16 protein-coding genes and 1 rRNA gene are annotated in these 20,436 nt (G+C 39.6%); 12 read left to right on the top strand and 5 right to left on the bottom strand.

The window, feature by feature from the left end; translation table 11 throughout:
- From G586_RS0103930 to G586_RS27335, 3 genes are all read left to right on the top strand, one after another.
- Positions 1–253: ribosomal RNA gene (locus G586_RS0103930) — 23S ribosomal RNA — on the top strand; the annotation flags it as partial.
- Between the two features lie 167 nt (positions 254–420).
- On the top strand, positions 421–1,026 hold the full coding sequence (locus G586_RS0103925) for a hypothetical protein (protein ID WP_026526669.1): 606 nt from the start codon (positions 421–423) through the stop codon (positions 1,024–1,026).
- A gap of 34 nt (positions 1,027–1,060) precedes the next feature.
- Complete coding sequence (locus tag G586_RS27335) at positions 1,061–2,539, top strand: GNAT family N-acetyltransferase (RefSeq protein WP_081674175.1); 1,479 nt, start codon at positions 1,061–1,063, stop codon at positions 2,537–2,539.
- A gap of 50 nt (positions 2,540–2,589) precedes the next feature.
- Here G586_RS27335 and G586_RS27200 read toward each other — a convergent pair whose 3' ends face one another.
- Positions 2,590–2,784 (bottom strand): hypothetical protein, encoded by a 195-nt coding sequence (locus G586_RS27200; protein ID WP_026526667.1) that lies wholly within the window; start codon positions 2,782–2,784, stop codon positions 2,590–2,592.
- Between the two features lie 26 nt (positions 2,785–2,810).
- A complete protein-coding gene (locus tag G586_RS27195; protein ID WP_155834016.1) occupies positions 2,811–3,233 on the bottom strand; it encodes a sensor domain-containing diguanylate cyclase in 423 nt (140 codons plus the stop codon).
- 276 nt (positions 3,234–3,509) lie between these two features.
- Here G586_RS27195 and G586_RS0103905 point away from each other — a divergent pair, with 276 nt between their 5' ends.
- The 7 genes from G586_RS0103905 (at position 3,510) to G586_RS0103875 (ending at position 13,159) form a co-directional block, all read left to right on the top strand.
- Complete coding sequence (locus G586_RS0103905; RefSeq protein WP_026526665.1) at positions 3,510–4,418, top strand: chemotaxis protein; 909 nt, start codon at positions 3,510–3,512, stop codon at positions 4,416–4,418.
- A 111-nt stretch (positions 4,419–4,529) separates the two neighbouring features.
- On the top strand, positions 4,530–8,720 hold the full coding sequence (locus G586_RS24620) for a hypothetical protein (protein WP_026526664.1): 4,191 nt from the start codon (positions 4,530–4,532) through the stop codon (positions 8,718–8,720).
- Between the two features lie 34 nt (positions 8,721–8,754).
- Positions 8,755–9,360 (top strand): imidazole glycerol phosphate synthase subunit HisH, encoded by a 606-nt coding sequence (hisH, locus tag G586_RS0103895; RefSeq protein ID WP_026526663.1) that lies wholly within the window; start codon positions 8,755–8,757, stop codon positions 9,358–9,360.
- Between the two features lie 11 nt (positions 9,361–9,371).
- Entirely contained in the window at positions 9,372–10,130 is a 759-nt protein-coding gene (gene hisF / locus G586_RS0103890; RefSeq protein WP_026526662.1) for an imidazole glycerol phosphate synthase subunit HisF, read from the top strand.
- 84 nt (positions 10,131–10,214) lie between these two features.
- Complete coding sequence (locus G586_RS0103885) at positions 10,215–10,889, top strand: uracil-DNA glycosylase (RefSeq protein WP_026526661.1); 675 nt, start codon at positions 10,215–10,217, stop codon at positions 10,887–10,889.
- Between the two features lie 73 nt (positions 10,890–10,962).
- The gene (locus G586_RS0103880) at positions 10,963–12,255 is read left to right on the top strand and encodes a diaminopimelate decarboxylase (RefSeq protein WP_026526660.1); all 1,293 of its coding nucleotides are present in this window, start codon (positions 10,963–10,965) and stop codon (positions 12,253–12,255) included.
- Positions 12,256–12,286: 31 nt separating this feature from the next.
- Positions 12,287–13,159 carry a tyrosine-type recombinase/integrase gene (locus G586_RS0103875; protein ID WP_026526659.1) on the top strand — a complete coding sequence of 291 codons (873 nt, stop codon included), beginning with the start codon at positions 12,287–12,289 and terminating at the stop codon, positions 13,157–13,159.
- A 50-nt stretch (positions 13,160–13,209) separates the two neighbouring features.
- Here G586_RS0103875 and G586_RS26515 read toward each other — a convergent pair whose 3' ends face one another.
- Together G586_RS26515 and G586_RS24615 are read right to left on the bottom strand one after the other, a co-directional pair.
- A complete protein-coding gene (locus tag G586_RS26515; RefSeq protein WP_196811541.1) occupies positions 13,210–13,386 on the bottom strand; it encodes a DUF6472 family protein in 177 nt (58 codons plus the stop codon).
- A 21-nt stretch (positions 13,387–13,407) separates the two neighbouring features.
- Complete coding sequence (locus G586_RS24615) at positions 13,408–15,519, bottom strand: Crp/Fnr family transcriptional regulator (protein ID WP_051204495.1); 2,112 nt, start codon at positions 15,517–15,519, stop codon at positions 13,408–13,410.
- Between the two features lie 287 nt (positions 15,520–15,806).
- Between G586_RS24615 and G586_RS24610 the strand changes: the two genes are divergently transcribed.
- Positions 15,807–17,723, top strand: coding sequence for a putative bifunctional diguanylate cyclase/phosphodiesterase (locus tag G586_RS24610; RefSeq protein ID WP_051204494.1), 1,917 nt, complete (start codon positions 15,807–15,809; stop codon positions 17,721–17,723).
- A gap of 109 nt (positions 17,724–17,832) precedes the next feature.
- Positions 17,833–19,188, top strand: coding sequence for a hypothetical protein (locus G586_RS0103855; protein ID WP_026526658.1), 1,356 nt, complete (start codon positions 17,833–17,835; stop codon positions 19,186–19,188).
- On the opposite strand, the gene G586_RS21665 is transcribed toward G586_RS0103855, so the two are convergent.
- Positions 19,154–20,425: a nucleotidyltransferase gene (locus tag G586_RS21665; RefSeq protein WP_035772378.1), complete on the bottom strand. Its 1,272-nt coding sequence runs from the start codon at positions 20,423–20,425 to the stop codon at positions 19,154–19,156. The two genes, G586_RS0103855 and G586_RS21665, sit on opposite strands and share 35 nt — an antisense overlap.
- Positions 20,426–20,436: the final 11 nt, after the last annotated feature.

The following is a 20,436-nucleotide window of genomic DNA, read 5'->3' as shown; positions in this document are numbered from 1 at the left end:
TGTCCTTAGTACGAGAGGACCGGGATGGACGGACCGCTGGTGTATCAGCTGCATCGCCAGATGCATAAGGCTGGGTAGCCAAGTCCGGAAGGGATAAACGCTGAAGGCATCTAAGCGTGAAGCCCCCCTCAAGATGAGATATCCCTCCTTTATGGAGTAAGACCCCTTAGAGACTATGAGGTAGATAGGCACAAGGTGTAAGCATGGTAACGTGTTCAGCTGATGTGTACTAATAGGTCGAGGGCTTGTCCAATATGGATATAGAACAAAAGAAACGGATCTAAAATGTATTCAGTGTTCGGTTTTGAAGGTACAAACCCTATTAGATACAAAGATAGTCATTATGGCTATCTTTTTTTGTGTTTCTGATAAAATAATTTCTTAATGAAGAAGTTTTGAAATTGGACAAGGAGAATTGATATGCCGGCATATTTTTCGATTGATATCAGCATTAATAAATCAGACAGATATGATGGTATGTTCACTGACTTCATTGATATCATTCAAAAAGAAGATTTAAGATTTATTAGTGGTGGATGGGAATTTTTTGATGAAACGCTTGAACAGATCATTGCCTGGAACGAGAAGAAGTTAAAGAAAAATTTTGAGCTTGGATATCGTGAACATTATTCCAGTGACTATAGGCAAATATTTTTAGATTACAATAATTTTTCAGAAGTAAGGGCATATATTCATTGTTATGATGATGAATTTGTCTTTACGATACTAATTCCTGAAGATGAGCTACTACAGTGGGGAAATGGTAAGGGAAACTATGATCCTCGAAAAATAAGTAACATCAAAAAGCTTATCGTAACGCTATGGGATTGGGAGTGCGTTTCTGCTATACAGACCACTTTAGAGTTGTCCGGAGATATTACTAAGCTTGATGATTTGAAGTTAGGTAATATGCCATCAATTGTTCCATTTGCCATAATTCCGGAAGAATGGAATAATTATAATTTTGATGAACGGTTCAATATTACAAAGCTAAATAGAAATGGAATACTAATTGAGTGTTACTAAAAAATAGTGAAAGCAGAATGGAGTGACTTGAAAAATGTACATAATTAGAGATGTAAGACTTGGGGACGTTGACAGATTACTAGAAATATATGGTTATTATGTAATAAATACAGCTATTACCTTTGAGTATGAAGTGCCTTCAGCTGAGGAGTTTTCTGGACGTATAAAAAACATTACTTCAAAGTATCCATATTTAGTTTTGGAGGATGACGGAGAAATCAAAGGTTATGCTTATGCTGGAACATTTAAGGCAAGAGCTGCTTACGATAAATCCTGTGAATTGACAATATATTTGGATAATAACAGTAAGAAAAAGGGTTATGGAAGAGCACTTTATGAGGCTCTTGAAAAGAGATTAGCTGATATTGGCATACAAAACCTTTATGCCTGCATAGGAGATCCGGTTATAGAGGACGAGTATTTAAGTAAAAACAGCGAGCATTTTCATGCTCATTTGGGATTTACGAAAATAGGTGCTTTTTTCAAATGTGGCTATAAATTTGGAAGATGGTACAACATGATTTGGATGGAAAAACTCATAGGTAACCATAATCATAGAACACAGAGAATTGATATATGGAAAGATGATGAGTATTCTTACCCGCTAGCGTTTGGTTTTAAACCCAATATGGTCAGTTATATTCATGATGATGGGCAAATGCATCCTGGTATGGTTGTTGTTCCCGGAGGAGGATATTGCGTAGTTTCACCGACAGAAGCAGAGATTGTTGCCAAGAAATTTTATAAGCTCGGATATAACGCATTTGTTTTGACTTATACTACAGATATTCTTTTCAAAGAACCACTAATGGATCAGCCTATGAAAGATTTATCAAGAGCGATAAGGCTTCTTAGAAAAGATGCTGAAAGATATAATATCATGCCGGATAAAATTGCAATTTGCGGTTTTTCTGCCGGAGCTCATTTGTGTGGGTCCTTAAGTACCCATTTTGATGATGTTGCAGATGTAGATGAAGAACTAAACAAATTAAGTAATAGACCTGATGCGACGGTTCTTTGTTATCCGGTGATTACGTCAGGAGAATTTGCTCATAGGGATTCATTTAATGCACTTCTTGGAAATGATGCTTCCAAAGAAAATTTAGAATATTATTCCTTGGAAAAGAATGTTAATGAGAATACTCCGCCAACGTTCTTATGGCATACTATCACTGATGATATTGTGCCTGTTGAGAACACGTATCTCTTTGACGAAGCACTGTCTAAAGCTGGTGTAACACATACAGTTCACATCTTTTCATTTGGACATCATGGTCTTAGTCTTGGTGATGATGACTGGGCAAACCATAGATTTGGAGAGCCTTATACTTATGAGCAGGTTTTTAGAATTGTGGATGCGATAAAGAATGACAAGGTAGATGTGTCTAAGGAAAAAAGAGAAGAGCTTATTAGAGATTTTTCTGAAGCAAAATATTACCCGGATGTGACTTATCCTGAAATTATCAAATGGCCGGAACTTGCGGATTCATTTATTAAGTCAGTATTGGAATAACAAACAAGGCATTTCAATGGTTATCATTGGCATGCCTTTTTATTTTATTCTCATACATGGCAATATCTATTTTTTTTGAAAAAGTCATCAAGGTTTTCATTCTCCTGATTAAAAATACTGCATCCAAGAGAAAGAGAAAGCCGATATTGCCTTGAGTTTGTAGCATTAAAAGCTTTAGCTCCATTATGGATGTTTTCCATAATACGAGAAAGCTCATCCATGTTAGTATCATAGACAATAAACATGAATTCATCACCGGCATACCTGATAACTAATGCATTATCCGGCTTGTTTTTGTCAGTATTTTTGCAACATCAATCAGTGCATTGTCGCCCGCGGAATGGCCATAAGTGTCATTTATAGATTTGAAATAGTCGACATCGATCATGATGCCTCCAATTTCTTTGTGTTTACTAAACGATTCTGCTTTATAAAAAAGATAAGCTCTGTTATAAAGACCGGTAAGAGCATCAAGATACGAAAATTCATTTTGAATTGACATATATATAGATGTCATTCCGACTGCAAGCGAAACCCATATAAGAGATACTCCAAAAAATATTAACTGGAGCGCACAGCCAAGCGCGATGGGACCAATCATAAGATATATTGGGAAAAATCTGACTTTTCCGTATTTCTTCTGGTAGTTAGACAGAGTATATATGCTAAAGAGAAGATATAAGGTATCAATCACATTTTTATCAATATTAGAATAACATGCATTTATTGTGATAATAATGAATTAATTATTATCAAACCTAGACAAAATTGATTACTTCTTAATTTTCTAAAATACTTATTAACAGAATCTTAAAAGACAGTCAATTTGCCTGTCTTTTTTAATTTTTCTATTTATTTTCAAAAAGTATATGCTATACTGAATTAGGATATTAAATATATATTCAATCGGTTTTTAGTTTGTTTTTTAATGATTGCAGTTGCAATATTTTTCAAAGCGTGAGGTGAAAATATGGAATCGAAAATCTTGCTTGAAAATGGTACAAACGAACTTGAGGTTTTAGAGTTTAGAATCGATGATCATTGCTACGGAATAAATGTGGCAAAGATTAAGGAAATTATTGTTTATCAAGAAGTCACGCCGGTTCCTAATGCGCACCCGAGCATTGAAGGAATTTTCATGCCCCGCGATACAATGATAACTGCAATTGATTTAAGAAACTGCCTTCAGAGAGGCGCTTCAAAGCCTGGCGGTCTTTTCATTATCACCAACTTTAATAAGCTGGATATAGCTTTTCATGTAGATGCTGTTGTTGGAATTCACAGAGTATCATGGGCAGATATTATTAAGCCCAATGCTACAATTTCCAAGGCTGAGGAGAGTATTTCAACAGGTATTATCAAGCTTGAGGAACGCCTGATCATTATTCTTGACTTCGAGAAAATTGTTTCAGATATCAATCCTAATACAGGTCTTAATGTTGCTCAGCTTACAGATATCGGTACAAGAACAAGAAACGAAATTCCGATAGTTTTGGCAGAGGATTCACAGCTGCTTAATAAGCTGATTGTAGACTCACTTAAGAAGGCCGGATATGACAATGTCAGACACTTTGAAAATGGTAAATTGGCATATGACTATATCAAAGGATGCAAGGACAGAGGTCAGCTTGATAAGGTTAAATGTATCATTACCGATATTGAGATGCCTATCATGGATGGACATCGCCTGACAAAGCTTATCAAGAGCGATGATGATACGAAGCAGATTCCTCTTATTATTTTCTCATCACTGGTAAACGAGGAAATGAGAAGAAAAGGAGAGTCCTTAGGAGCTGACAGGCAGCTGTCAAAACCGGAGATCGGTAATTTGGTCGCTGTAATTGATGAACTTGTTCATGCTGAGGGCGATTCGAAATAAAGATATATGATGTGTATGATAACTCCCTTTGTTGCTTCAGTTATGAAAATCAATTTTCAATGACTGCTACAATGAAGGGAGTTTTTAAATTTTTTTGGGGGAGTTGTTGTCATGAGTTCTAGGAATGAGGAGTATTTGGATAATCTTTTACAATCTCTGAAAAAAGATTCCAGTTCAGGCATAGCGAAAACCACTACTAATTTGCACTATTCAGAAGATACCGATCTGGACGATGTTATTGATGGATCGTCAGAGAATAGTGATCTTAATGAAATTGGGCAAATGCTATCTAAGCTGGATAGTGGTGAATTGTTGGATACAGGAATGAAAAAAGTCCTGGATGTTATAAGTGCGCCTATTGACGAGACTTTGCCTAAATATAAGGTTGGGGATGAGATAGCTGAAGGTTATGAAAAAGATGCTGATGAGCTTGCTCTTGATGCAGCGATAGCAAAAGCGGAGGCATTGGACCTTGAAGCGGCTAATGCTATGCAATCCGGACTTGATGAGTTTTCAGCAATGGATGAAGTTGCACCTATTGCAGAAGAGATCGCACCGGTAGAAGATGAAACTCCGGAGCTTGATGAAATACCCCAGTTAGATAATTTAGATGAATTAGATAATATGCCGGAGCTTGATAATACTCCGATTACGGATGAAGCTTTAACAATAATGGATATTCCGGCATCAGATGAAATATCTATGGATGATGATATGTTGACCATAGATGGAATGCCGACGATTGAAGAGCCTCCGACTGAGGATATGCTGACTATAGAGGATATGCCTCAGGTGGAAGAAGCTCCTCCGATGGAAGATATGCTTTCGATCGAGGATTTTCCTACCTCAGAGATAGCAAATATTTCTGAAGAAATGCCTGCAATGGAAGAAACTCCCGCAGCGGATGAGCAGACAAATGGAGGAATACCTGCAGAAGAAGCTGTATCAGAAGACATGTCACCTGAAGAACTCGAAAAAATGATGGCTGAGATGGGCATGTTTGAAGAGGAAGCTCCTGCAGTGGAGGAAGTACCTGTAGCAGAAGTAGCTCCTGCAGCAGATGAGATTCCTGCGGCAGAAGATATTCCAACTATAGAAGAACCGGTAATTGAAGAAATTACTGCAGCAGAAACTGTATCAGAAGACATGTCACCAGAAGACATTGAGAAAATGATGGCTGAGATGGGAATGTCTACAGATGAGACTCCTGCAGCGGAAGAGCCTGCTATTCCAGAAGAGATTTCTACTGTAGAAGAGCCTATGGTAGCAGAGGAAGTTCCTGCAGTGGAGGAAGTTCCTGCAGTAGAGGAAGTTCCTGTATTAGAGGATATTCCTGCTATAGAAGAACCTGTAGTAGAAGAAATTCCTGCAGAAGAAGCTCCTGTAGTAGAAGATATTCCTGCAGTAGAAGAAGTTCCTACAACAGAGACGGTTCCTGTGGCAGAGGAAGTTCCTACAGTAGATGAGGTTCCTGCGGTTGAGGACATTCCAACTATAGAAGAACCTGTAATAGAAGAGATGCCAGCAGCAGAAGCTGTATCAGAAAACATGTCACCAGAAGAACTCGAAAAAATGATGGCAGAGATGGGCGTGTCTACAGATGAGGCTCCTGCAGTAGAGGAAGCTCCTGTAGCAGAGGAAGTTCCTGCAGCAGATGAGGTTCCTGCGGTTGAGGATATTCCAACTATAGAAGAACCTGTAATTGAAGATGTTCCTGCAGCAGAAGCTGTATCAGAAGACATGTCACCAGAAGATATTGAAAAAATGATGGCAGAGATGGGTGTGTCTGCAGAAGAGACTCCTGTAGTAGAAGAAGTTTCTGCAGAAGAAACCGTATCAGAAGACATGTCACCAGAAGATATTGAAAAAATGATGGCAGAGATGGGCGTGTCTACAGATGAGGCTCCTGCAGTAGAGGAAGCTCCTGCAGCAGATGAGGTTCCTGCGGTTGAGGACATTCCAACTATAGAAGAACCTGTAATAGAAGAGATGCCAGCAGCAGAAGCTGTATCAGAAGACATGTCACCAGAAGATATCGAGAAGATGATGGCAGAGATGGGTGTGTCTGCTGAAGAGACTCCTGCAGCAGAAGAAACTCCTGCAGCTGAGGATATTGCAGCAATAGAGGATATTGCTGTAGAAGATAATGACATTATGAATGAAGTTGCTATGGAGCTTCCTGAGGATGCTCCGGATGCACTTTTTGAAGTTGCGCCTGAAATTCCGATTGAAGATGAGAATATTTTGAATGACTCCGAGAATTCTGATGCGAAGGAATCGCCTGAAGAGATTCTTGATGAGATGATGCATGCTACACCGGAAGAAGCTCTTGGAGGTTCGCCGGAAGGAACTGATTTAGGTGAAATGGATATACCTGCTTCAGAATCAGATGGAGACATTTCAGATGAAATGCTCGATCTTGATAGCATGTTTGGAAATACCGATGAAAGCAAAGAAGATAATGTTCAGGATATGGAAGCATCATTAGATGAGATGATGGCTGGCTTGGATGAAGAAGTGGCATCCATGGGAGACATTATCAGCGATGGCGGAGAAGGAACGTTTTCCGAGGAATCTGAGCTTTCACTTGATGAGGTAAAGATTCCTGAAGGAGAATTAATGGATAAGGAATTAGAAGAAGTTACAGAAGAAGTTTCTGATGGTACACCGGAAGATTTATCAGATGAAGTCACAGATGAGGTATCTGCCGAAGCCACAGACGAGGTACCTGCCGAAGCTGCAGAAGATGTGCTTGAAGCAGCAGAATTGACTGAAGAGTCAGCAGATGAAATAACTGATGGATCAGTTGAAGGTGCAGTGGAAGAAATCGGTGACGCTGTAGAGGGTGCAGAAGAAGCACCTGTTGATGAGGGCTCTTTAGAGGATGCTTTTGCCGATTTTGCTGATGCAATGAGTGAAAATAGTGATGAGCCTGCTGAAGAAGAGGAAGATTCTGATGTAAACTTTGAATCTATGAACGCTGAACTCGATGACCTTCTCAAGGATGTTGGCGTTGATGCTGAAGATGGTGAGGCCCTGGGCGAAGAAATGGATCTGGATAGTATGCTTGAGGATCTCGGCGAAGATGCTTCAGATGCCGGTGGGGAGAGTGAACCTGCTGATGTCGATATGCCTGATCTTGATGCTATCATGAACAGCCTTGCCAGCGATGATGTTGAGGATATGGAAAACACTGCCCACATCGATGAGAGTGAAGGTGCTGGTGCCGGTGAAATCAGCCTTGATGATATGGGTGAAGGAAGAGACGATTCTCCCGGCGAAGAGGGAGTTAATCCTGATGACATTTTAGAAGGAATAGGAGAAGAAGAACTCGGAGATATAGGATTCTCTGATGACATTCCCGATCCGGATGAGGTCAATGATAACGGTGGTGACTACGATGAAATCGGGCTGAAAATGGAAGGCGATTTACCCGAAAGCGAAGAGGGAGAAAAGAAAAAGAAAAAACGAAGACCTAATATAATTCTTCTGATATTTGCTGCTCTTTTCAAGGTACTTACTCAGACTGATGAGGATCTTAATCCCAAATCCGAAGAGGACGAACTTGCAAGTCTGACCGACGAGAATCAGCAGGTGCTTGACGAGCTTGCGGCTGAGGATGGAAAGAAAGGTAAGAAGGAAAAGAAGAAGAAAGAAAAGAAGGAAAAGAAGCCGAAGGAAAAGAAACCAAAGAAGGAGAAGCCTCCGAAGAAAGAAAAGCCTCCGAAGCCGAAGAAGGAGAAAAAGCCGAAGGAGGATGATGGAGTTCCGGAGAAGGCACTTGCGCCTAAGAAGGTTGCCATTTCCATGTTGTTTGCGTTTAGCCTTGGAATACTGTGCTGCTTACCTGCAATGCTTATGCCCGGAAAGATCATAATGAGCAGGGCAACCAGTGCTTATGAAAAGGCCGATTATGCTACAGCTTACAAGCTTTTATATGGTAAAAAGCTTAATGAGGAACAGACTCTTATTTACCATAAAGCGAGAGTTTTAGCCTGTGCTAACTACTATTTTGATTCATATAAGAATTATAAAGCCATGAAGATGGATGACGAAGCACTGGATATTCTGATTATCGCTATGAATACTAAAAAAACCATAATGCTTGAAGCTGAGGAGTTTCAGGTTGCAGGTGAGGTGCAAAGCGTGTATGCTAATATCGAATCGACACTCACCTCTGAGTATGGTCTTAGTGATCAGGATATAGAAGATATTCTTGAAATAGAGGATAAGAAGGATTACACAAGACACATAATGGAAATCACAGGCACCATAGAGAAGATTAAGCCAAAAACAGAGTGATGATGTCGAAATACATTACCGGAGATATTATCCTATGTTGGCTGTTATTGATTATGATGCAGGGAATATTAAAAGCGTTGAAAATGCTTTTAAATACTTGGGAGCTGATATTTGCGTCACCAGAGATCCTAAGGAAATTATGAGAGCTGATCGAGTGATCCTGCCTGGGGTGGGCGCTTTTGGTGACGCAATGAATAAATTAAATGAGTATAAGCTTACGGAGGTAATCCGCACCGTTGCAGGTAGCGGAACTCCGTTTATGGGAATCTGTCTGGGCTTGCAACTTTTGTTCGATTCAAGTGAGGAATCGGAAGGAGTTTCAGGCCTTTCCATTTTACCGGGTAAAATCAGGAAAATTCCGGATACTCCGGGTTTGAAAATTCCACAAATTGGATGGAATGATCTGAAATATCCCAATAAGGGCAGACTTTTTGAGGGGATTGATGAAGGCTCTTATGTGTACTTCGTCCATTCATTTTATCTGGATGCCGATGATAAGAGTATTGTTACAGCAACTACAGAATATGGAACCAGGATTGAAGCTTCTGTCGAGAAGGGTAATGTTTTTGCCTGCCAGTTTCATCCGGAGAAGAGTGCTGAAGTTGGAATGGAAATACTTCGTAATTTCCTTAAAGTTTGAGAGGACAAAATATGCTTACTAAAAGAATTATTCCATGTCTTGATGTAAATGACGGAAGAGTTGTAAAAGGTATAAATTTCGTACAGCTTCGTGATGCCGGAGATCCGGTTGAAGTTGGCAAAGCTTATTCTGAGGCAGGTGCAGATGAGCTTGTTTTTCTTGATATAACTGCAACATCTGATGCCAGAAACACAGTTGTAGACCTTGTGAGAAAGGTTGCGGAACAGATTTTTATCCCGTTCACAGTCGGTGGCGGAATCAGAAGCGTTGATGATATGAGAGCAGTATTAAGGGAAGGCGCGGATAAAGTTGCGATCAATTCTGCAGCAATTAATAGGCCTGACCTCATAACGGAATCAGCTGAGAAATTCGGATCACAGTGTGTTGTTGTTGCGATTGATGCAAAGAGAAATGAGAACGGCGGTTTTAATGTTTTTAAAAACGGCGGTCGAATTGATACCGGACTTGATGCCATTGAATGGGCTAAAGAGGCAGAAAGACGCGGAGCGGGAGAAATCCTTCTTACGAGCATGGACGGAGACGGAACAAAGGAAGGATATGATCTGGAGCTTACAAGAAAAGTAGCTGATTCAGTTTCTATTCCGGTTATTGCTTCAGGCGGCGCAGGTAATTGTGAGCACTTTTATGAGGCTGTTACTAAGGGCGGTGCAGACGCAGCTCTGGCAGCGTCACTTTTTCACTATAAAGAGCTTGAGATAAGTGAGGTTAAGAATTATCTCAAGGGCAAAGACGTTCCTGTAAGGCTTTGAACTGATAATTACATGTTATGATTCTCAGATTTCCATGTGAAAAGCATGGGAATCAGATTAATATATGAAAGGGCGTGAACTAAAATGCCAATGATTTCAAATGACTGGCTTCCGGCTTTGAAGCCGGAGTTTGGCAAGGATTACTATAAAGAACTTTATAAGTTTATCAATAATGAATATCATTCGAGGGTGATCTATCCACCTGCGGATGATATTTTTAATGCGCTTCATCTTACTCCGCTCAAAGAGGTTAAGGTGCTGGTTTTGGGACAGGATCCCTACCATGAGCCCGGGCAGGCGCACGGACTTTCATTTTCTGTGCAGCCGGGGCAGGATATACCTCCATCACTTGTCAATATTTATTCAGAGCTTCATGAGGATCTTGGTTGTTATGTGCCTAACAACGGATACCTTAAAAAGTGGGCTGATCAGGGTGTGTTATTGCTCAACACGGTATTAACTGTAAGAGCTCATGCGGCAAATTCCCACAAGGGAAGAGGATGGGAAAAATTTACTGATGCAATTATAAGGGCGCTTAATGAACAGGACAGACCTATAGTGTATTTGTTATGGGGGAGACCTGCGCAAAGTAAAATTGAGATGCTAAATAATCCAAAACATCTGATTCTTACTGCTCCGCATCCAAGTCCGCTATCCGCTTACCGTGGATTTTTCGGCTGTAAACACTTTTCCAAGTGTAATGAGTTTCTTATGGCTAACGGCATAGAGCCCATAGATTGGCAGATAGAAAACATTTAGTTTTAAAATTCTTGCTAGACACATACACTTTTTCGTGATAACGTAGTAAAGTGAAAATGCAAGACAGGAGGATATTATGAAGAAAGCGTATGTAAGCAAGCAACAGGTCGAAGAGATAGTAAAGAAATACCCGACCCCGTTTTATTTATATGATGAAAAAGGAATCGTTGAAAATGCCAAAGCTGTAAAAAAGGCTTTTGCGTGGAATAAAGGATTCCGTGAATATTTTGCTGTTAAGGCAACTCCTAATCCTAAGATTATGCAGCTTCTGCAAGCTGAGGGCTGTGGCTTTGACTGTTCTTCAATTACTGAATTGATGCTCAGCAAGTCTATCGGAGCTTGTGGAGAAAATATCATGTTTTCTTCAAATGATACTCCCGCAGAAGAATTTGTTTATGCTGATAAGATCGGCGGAATAATCAATTTTGATGATATAACTCATATTGAGTTTGCCAGAGAAGCACTGGGCGGCAAACTGCCTGAGACAATAAGCTGCAGATATAATCCCGGTGGCGTTTTCCAGATGAGTAATGGAATCATGGACAACCCGGGTGATTCCAAGTATGGAATGACCAGAGAGCAGCTTGCCGAGAGCTTTAAGATCCTTAAGGGCTACGGCGTTAAGCATTTTGGTATACATGCATTTCTTGCAAGCAATACAGTTACTAATGAGTATTATCCTACACTTGCAGGACAGCTTTTTGAGCTTGCTGTAGAGCTTGAAAAAGAGACCGGTGCGGATATTGCATTCATCAATCTTTCAGGCGGTGTTGGAATTCCTTATGAGCCTGATAAGGAAGGCAATGATATTGCTGCAATCGGCGAGGGAGTACGAAGAGAATATGAGAGAATTCTTGTTCCCGCAGGTATGGATGATGTAGCAATCTATACAGAGATGGGCAGATTTATGCTTGGACCTTATGGTGCGCTTGTTACAAAGGCAATCCATGAGAAGCACATCTACAAGGAGTATATTGGAGTTGATGCATGTGCAGTTAATCTTATGAGACCTGCAATGTACGGCTCTTATCATCACATAACTGTTCTTGGCAAAGAGAACGAGCCTCTGGATCATGTGTATGATGTCACCGGTTCACTTTGTGAGAATAATGATAAATTTGCAATAGACAGAAAGCTTCCCAAGATAGATATGGGTGATTATCTTTTCATTCATGATGCCGGAGCACATGGCTTTGCAATGGGATATAACTATAACGGAAAACTGTGGTGTTCTGAGCTTCTCCTTAAAGAGGATGGAAGTGTAGAGATGATCAGAAGGGCAGAGACTCCCAGAGATTACTTTGCTACCTTTGATTGTCTTCCTGAATATGCAGAGCTTGATAAGATTATGAAAGAATTTGAGTGATCATAGACGTTACAGATAAGAGTGATGGCAAATGAAAGAAATACAGGATTTTACTAATGAATGTTTAAAGTCCGGGGGGATGAGCCAGAATACACTGAAATCTTATCAATGTGATCTGTCAAAACTTGAGAACTATGTAGATTCGCTTGGAATAACTGAAATAGGCAAGGTTTCTGAAAAAGTTCTAAAGGATCATCTTGGTCAGCTTTCCGAAAAGGGTTATTCTCCTGCTACTATTGCGAGAAATATTGTTTCAATAAAGGCTTTATTTAAGTACCTTGTTAAAAATGAAATAGTTGCGATTGATGCATCAGAGAATCTAATTGCACCAAAGGTTGAGTTGCCAAAAGCAAATGTTTTGACAAGAAGACAGATAGAAGATTTACTTGATATGCCAGATGCGCGTACCGCAAAGGGACAGAGAGACTCAGCGATGCTTGAGCTAATGTATGCAACCGGTATTAAGGTTTCTGAACTCATTGGCATAAAGATATCTCAGCTTGATATGCAGATAGGCAGTATTGCCTGTAAAAACAATAAAACGGAGAGAATAATTCCCTTTGATAAAAGGACGAAGGCAGTTTTAACCAGGTATCTGCAGGATGGAAGGCGACACCTCATAACAAGAACTGATGAAGAGCTTCTATTTATAAATTATCAGGGAGAGGCTATGAGCAGACAGGGTGTTTGGAAATTAGTGAAGAGCTATGCAAGACAGGCAGATATAAAAGTGCCTATAACACCTGAAGCACTAAGACATAGCTTCGCGGCACATCTTGTAGAGAGAGGTGCTGACATAGAGGCTGTACAGTTTATGATGGGACATGTCAGCCCTGTTTCCACTAACAGATATGCTAGAGAGAATCGTGACTATATCAGAGACGTTTATGACAGAACCCATTAAAATGAATGACATAATTAAAGAGGAGCAGTAGCTCCTCTTTTTTGAATACATTACATCTGATGCTTTACGACTTCATATTCATTGTTATTTCTGTAGAATGGACATTCACTTTTTGAATTGCCCATGAGCCTTGCGTAGTCGTCTTCGTCCATATTCACTCCGCAGTAGTAGGTCTCATCGTCTTCATCATATTCGTAGTAGGTACATTCGTCGCATCTGGTTTGCATAAATAAAATCCTTTCAAACAACTATTTCTTTAAAAATTCATATTGATCCTTTATGATCTGAGGTACTTCATTTCCTTCATTCTGAATCTTTCTGATGGTATTGGCGATAGGGCGCATAAGTCCATTCTGATGTGCAGCACGCTTCTTTATCAGTTCTCCATATTGAGGATTATCTGATAACTTTTCCCTGACCTCCTGTGAAAAAGCACAGAATGTAAATAGTATTTCTCTGGCAACTTTATTGAGACGAGGCGATGAATTTGCCTCAAATTTTATATAACTCATATAGTCACCGATAAATACATTCTTGTAATTATTACTGTTTTTCTTAAGATCAGTTCGTAGTTTTTCCTTCATCTCTGTTGAAAGAGAGTGATTCTTTTTGTAAAACTGAAGATAATCGCAATACATCGATGTAAGTGAAGGGTCAGTTACATCGTTCCAGTGTACACCCTGCTCAGTCTTGCACATTTCCCATCGGAATTCGCCGCATAGACGTATCATAACATCTTCAAAGGTTTCTGTGTTGAAAATCGAAATAATAAATCTGGCGGGAGTGTTTCTTTTCTTGCCTTCAATTTCCTGCCAAAGAGAAGCGCGGCTTCCCATATTTGGCATAAGAATCATGTAAGGGGTTACGTCCTCATCAATGAATACCTGTGTTACACCAATATCAGGATTGGAGTAGCTGCCCTGTCTGCAGAATACTGAATAGTCAATAGACCTTATATAATCATAAAAGTCGTTAATTTTCTTTGCATCGATATAAGCAACATCCAGAGGTCGTATTACATTTTCGGCATCGAAAACAGGAGTATAGGTTGAAGGCCTTCCATAGGTCATTCTGTTACCAAGGGCAAGAAGATTTTTAATCTCGAATTTAAGGCGCGATGTGGGATCCAATTTCATTTCTTCCATCTCTGCCTCAGTGATATCTCCGCTGGTTTTAAGCGTGCGGAGAGCGGTAAAGTAATCCTCGTCGAATTCATTTCTGGAGGGGTCAAGCTCCATGTTGTAAATCTTTTTTAGCCATTCATAGGCTGTGATAACATAACCGTTTGGATCCGGTTTATAGGTTTTCATGAGAGCATAAAGTTGTCTCGTGTTTTCACGGCCTGCAAGATCCTCATCCACAAATCCGAACATCAAGAACATCATTACTTCAGAAGGAACAGCAGGGTCACTTAAGCTTCTTAAGAATGCCGAGCTATAAATCTTATAATAATCAACACCGACGCTTCGTCTTAAAGCTCTGCTCTCATCAGAGGAGTCATATCTGGTAGATGTTTTTTTGAATTCATGAATGATATTCCGGAAGCTTTCAGTGGTTTTTTCATCCACATTTGCATATTGCAGAATAGTATTTAAAGCATCCTTGATATCAATATCTGTAGCTTCACCTTCAGAGCCATTTCTCTTCATATCAGCAGACTTGGCGCGTATGAGCTGGATAGTTGACCTGAATTTTCCGACCTTTTTCTGGTAGTCCTTTTTATATTCAAGAAGCTTTTCGCGGCATGCTGAAACAAATGAAAGCGCTTCAAGCGCATTCATAATGAAGCCATTAGCGATATCAGCAGATCTCGCATAGCAGGTTTTTTTCAGTATTTCTTCATTGTCAGCAAGAGTGCGGTAGAATTTTTCCTGCCAATCTAAAAGTGCCTGAGACTTGATAGGAGGGCTTACCGTATCAAGTTCGGGGAAATCCTCGACTTCCGCTCCGACAGAAACAGCCATCATGGGGTAATCTGCTTTATCGACATCAAGCTGATTGAAATCTTCTAAAGCTTTATCATAATCAGAGTTCAATTTATCAAGTGCGTAAACTACAGTCTTTATGGTCTGAGCTGCCAGTATTGGAGAGATCTTTGGATTTGAGCTGATAATCTTGTAAATATCGTCAATTGAGTTAAAGGGATATGAGAAGACAGAGGATTCTTCTTTAGCAGTATAGGTGTAGATGTATGTTTCACCGGGGCGCTCAGCGCAGCCTAGTATACCGCCTACTCCAACATCAATAGCTTCTCCTTCAATGGCAATGGAAACAGACCCTTTTACAACAATTTCAAGAGTTTCTACTTTGTCACCGCTTCTGTGTAATACCTGATTCGGATTAAGAGTTAACAGTCCCATAAGGCTCCTTTTATATGAAAAAAGTTCATGATTTTTGAAGGAATAAATACCGACAGTAAGGAAATTGTATATTAATTTCGTTATATATTATTATAAACGAAAAAAAGATTATAAATCATTAAAGTTTGGTAAACATATTTCAAAATCTAACGAAAAAAACCTTAGTAGGCCTAAAAATCGCTTGAAATAATATATGTCAAATTATATATTATAATTAATACCAAGGAGGAGAGTTGATGTACTTTAGGGGGCATCATCTCTTCTTTTGTCGTTTTTTGAGGAATAATATGCAATTTTCATATCAGTTTGATGTTGCCGGAATAATGGTAATAATGACTAGCTTAATATGTGCCTGGATTCGCCCCAAACTTATGAAGAACTTTAGCTTAAGTCTAAAGCTCCTTATTCTTTGTGCAATTGCATATAATCTTCTTGATTCTGTAACTATTATTCTTTTGCAGATAGCAAACCCGAAAACTTACTATATTACTTACTTTTTGCTTCTGTTGTATTTTTGCGTACTTTTCCTTATTCCATATAATTCAGCTAAATACTTTTATGAACTTTGCGGAGAGAAGGTTAACAGACTATTCATGGATGGTAGCCTTGCTATTGTGATAGCTGCTTCGACCTTCGGCAATATTTTCTTTGATCTGCTTTTCAAAATGGATAAAGAAACCATGTACTATTCACATGGTCCATTATCATGGCTTTCTTTTGTCTATTATCTTTTGTGTGCCAGCATGGTGGGAGCATGTACATTCAGGCATTCAAGATATCTGGGTCGAATCAGAAAGAGACTTCTGATAACTGTTTTTATGATCACTATTTTCGATCTGATATATCAGATAATACTTCCTGAACATTCACTTACAGGACTTATTATAGCTTTGGCTGTAGCCATGACTATTGTTGTATTCTGTTTTGTTGATGTAACTATTGATGAGCTTACAGGACTTAATAACAGAACCGGTTTTATAAGGTCTTGTGATGAACTTATGCATAAGCAGAGCATGGAAGGCTATTCCATGGTAAAGGTTCAGGTATATCATATGCAGGAGCTTAATGAGAGGACCGGAATGGAGAATGGCGATAAGGTTCTGATGCTTCTGGCAGAAAATATTAAGCGGTGCGTGGATAATGCTAAGAATAAGGCTGTTTGCGGAAGAATAGGCGGAGATACCTTTGCGGTATTACTTGATGAAGAGCTGTCAATAAATACAATAACAAATGCCAGCCTATCTGAATCTATCACAAATCCCCTCACTGGACTAGATTATGCGGTATCATTCTATGCGGGTGTTTACAGACTCGAAGAGGGTGATAATGATATCAATAAGATGCTTGATCATGCGGGGTATGCGCTTAAATGGGTTTCCGGTAATTTCAAAACTAATGTCGCCTTTTATGATGCTGATATAAGAAAAGAAGATGAACACAGGAAATCCGTTGAGCAGAGAGTACGCGGTGCAATTCAGGATAGAGAGTTTAAGGTTTACCTGCAGCCTGTATGTGACACAATGACAAGGGAGCGAGTCAGCGCTGAGGCACTGGTTAGATGGATCGATTCAAAGAATCAAATGATCAATCCAGGTGATTTTATACCGATCCTTGAGAAAAATGGCTTTATTACCGAGCTTGATCTCTATGTTCTAGATGAGGTGTGCAGAATCTTAAGAGAATGGATCAATCAGGGGCTTGATGTTGTTCCTGTTTCTGTCAATTTTTCAAGAGTTGACGTAGATCATTATGGAATTGTTGAAGAAATAATAGCCACTGTAGACAAATATCGACTTGATCATAAGCTTATAAAAATAGAACTCACAGAGAGCGCTTTTAACGATAACATGGAGAATATCATAACCATGTTAAGGAAGCTTAGAGAGAACGGTTTCATAGTTATGATGGATGACTTTGGAAGCGGCTACTCAAATCTTAATATGTTCAAGGATATGCCACTTGATATCGTAAAGATTGATATGTATTTCCTTAGAAACATCGAAAATAGTGAGAAGGGACTGATTGTACTTGAATCTGTAGTTCAGATGGCAAAGAGGCTTGGACTGCAGATAGTTGTTGAGGGTGTGGAAACTCAGGAACAATATGATTTCATAAGGAAACTCAGATGCGAAATGATACAAGGCTTCTATTTTGCGAAACCTATGCCTTCTGAAATTTTTCCGGACCAGATAACGGCAGGATAATATAGGAAACTGCGCATTTTTGGCCCACATCTAACTTTATAAAAAGCTCCAATTCTGCTATAATTTCCTACTTGGGAAGTATGATTAAAGTAGTATTGGAGTTTTTGTTATGTTAGATAAGTTACTTGATAAAGCCGAGCGTGGAACACCGGAGGAGAGGTTTGATGCCGGCAAAAAAGTCTTCTTTTTGATCTTTGGAATGGAAGCATTGGCTCTTGCCGCTTCCTCACTGCTATCTGTGGCCACCGCATACTTGCTTGGAAGTGAGATTGCAGGTATGGTTTCCATCTTTTTGTATATCCCGGCATTTACACTTTTGTTTTTGTATCTGATAGATGAAAGAGGTCCCTTTGGAGAAAAGCTCGAAAGACTATCTGAAAAAATAGGTGCGCTTAAAGAATCAGCAAAAAAGACAAGCAAAAGATATAACGTTATGCCGCATTTTGGCAAGATGTTCAAGCTTTCGCAGATAATAGATATTCTTCGTAATGAGGAATTTGTCCCTCACAGCTCTTGCAAAAAACATAAAGCTGTTAAAGTTAGCAAAAGTGATAAATGGGTATGCATACTGGGCGGATATCTTCCGATAGATCTGATTTGCGGATACAACAAAGATGAAAATGAGATATATGCAATTGATGGAACTATAATAAAGCTGCCGCTTATGGCTAAGCTTCCTGATATTAGCAATAGTATTGAGGCATTTTTTGAAGAGAGAGGCGAGTATTTTAAAACTATGCCTGTAAATGCTGACGCGGAATTTAAGACTGCCTTGCGCAGACCTGCCGATGAGCTTTCAAGAGCTGATTGGGGAAGAGTCAGGTATCTTTGGGAGAAATACATCGCAAGCAACAAAACAAAAGACAGTTCCGATACTTCAAAGCAAAAGTATGCACCTGTGTCTAAAAGTGGAGCTCCCAATGCCGACTTTTTCGAGAGAGTATTATCCGATGCTGAGATAGCAAAAACTGCCAGCGCTGTGAGAAATGGAAAGATTGCTCTTTCTCATTATATGGACTTTGATGATTATAAAAATGAATTCAGTGTCTGCAATGGAATAAAGCTGCTTGAAGATTTAAAACAACCCAATAATTTCCTTCAGAGTGCGGATTTTTTGTTTGATTGTTTACGTGATGTGGATGAGGCATACTTTCACATGGCAGTCGATTTTCTTAAGAAATGCCCTAAAGAGAGCGTGGAGGAAGAAATTGAAAAGCATGTAAAAATTGCCTATGAAGACTATGATGTCATGAAAATGGGTGGGCTGCTATATCTTGCAAAGCAGATCAACTATGAGATTGATTATGTCAAAAAAATCAAGGAAGCGCAGAGTGCTCCGCTTAAAGAGGGCACAGGAGATACAGAGGTAACTGTTCCCGGCTTTGACTTCGATGAAGTGGCTGCTTTTGGTGATGAAGAGGTTCAAAGGTTCAGCCTTGGGGCGTACATGTATCAGAAGAAATGATTACCTGTTTGGCGTATTCATTAATTATGTCAGCACCTCTGATAAGATCATAGATGTTTGATGCAGCTATAGTTTCGCTTAGGAGCATATAGGAATCTGCATCAAGTGCTTTATACGAGTCTGAAAGCTTTGAAATAACAGGGATGCGAGAGCATTCCTGTATTTTTTTCATTAAGGGTGAGGCTGACTTATTAAAACCAAGTATTCTTGCGTAGGACAAAAAGTTTTTGCGGTCATTGGTATAAATATTCATCTTTTCAGAAGTCATGTTAAGAAGAATATGCAGCAGAGCTCTGCTTATACGTGCATAGGTCAGATCTTTTGATTTGAGCTTCATGACAAATTCTGAAAAGGTGGTATACTCAGATAACCTTCGGATGATTTTATCAGATAAATCCGGACTGACATCAAGATACTTATCGAAACCTGAGGATTTCTCTGACAGCAGTTTATAATGAAGGAGCTCTGAAAAATCATCACAGGAAGTGGTTTGAAGATTGCCCTGTGAGTTCATCCTGGCCATTAGCTTATAAACTTCTATAGGAAGCTTTGACATAATAGTATCTAAATCAGAGGTAACGTCTTCGCATGATTCCAGAGCACTACGTATTGCCTTTGCTGAAGAGAAAGCATCAGAATCATTTGAGAGGGTATCGTCGTTATATCCTGCACCAATTCTTTTAATGGAAATTGGTTCTATGTTACTGCCCTGGAGAAGCAGTGCTCTTATGTACTCTGTACCCAAAATGTCGTTGGGATTTGAGATTATTGACGAATTGGTCCCGGCAAATGATGAGAGTGCAGCAGATCTGGCTGCGGCATAACTTTTCCCTGATTTTAGAGATTCCTTTAGAATGGTAGAAAAATCAGAAGGCTCCTCTGCCAGGATGCCTGCAATTTTTTGCATCGATTTAAGATCGCCTGATTCTGAGCCAAAACCAAGGTAATCTACACAGGAAAGCCCGTTTAAAATTGATATGGCACCTCCGGCAAAAAACTCGGCGCTGGATGTGCTATAATATATGGGCAGCTCTAATACAAGGTCAGCTCCCGAGAGGAGTGCCATTTTAGTTCTTGTATATTTATCGAAGATTGCTGGAGCTCCGCGCTGAGTATAATCACCGCTCATAACAATGACAGCATAATCGGACCCGGTCTCTTTTTTTAGCGTCCGGATCAAGTATTCATGCCCCTTGTGGAAAGGATTAAATTCAGCTATAATTCCTACAGTCTTCATAAAAAATATAT

This window comes from Butyrivibrio sp. VCD2006 (assembly GCF_000423925.1).
Classification (GTDB): Bacteria; Bacillota; Clostridia; order Lachnospirales; family Lachnospiraceae; genus Butyrivibrio.
This window is presented reverse-complemented; position numbering and strand designations above follow the sequence as displayed.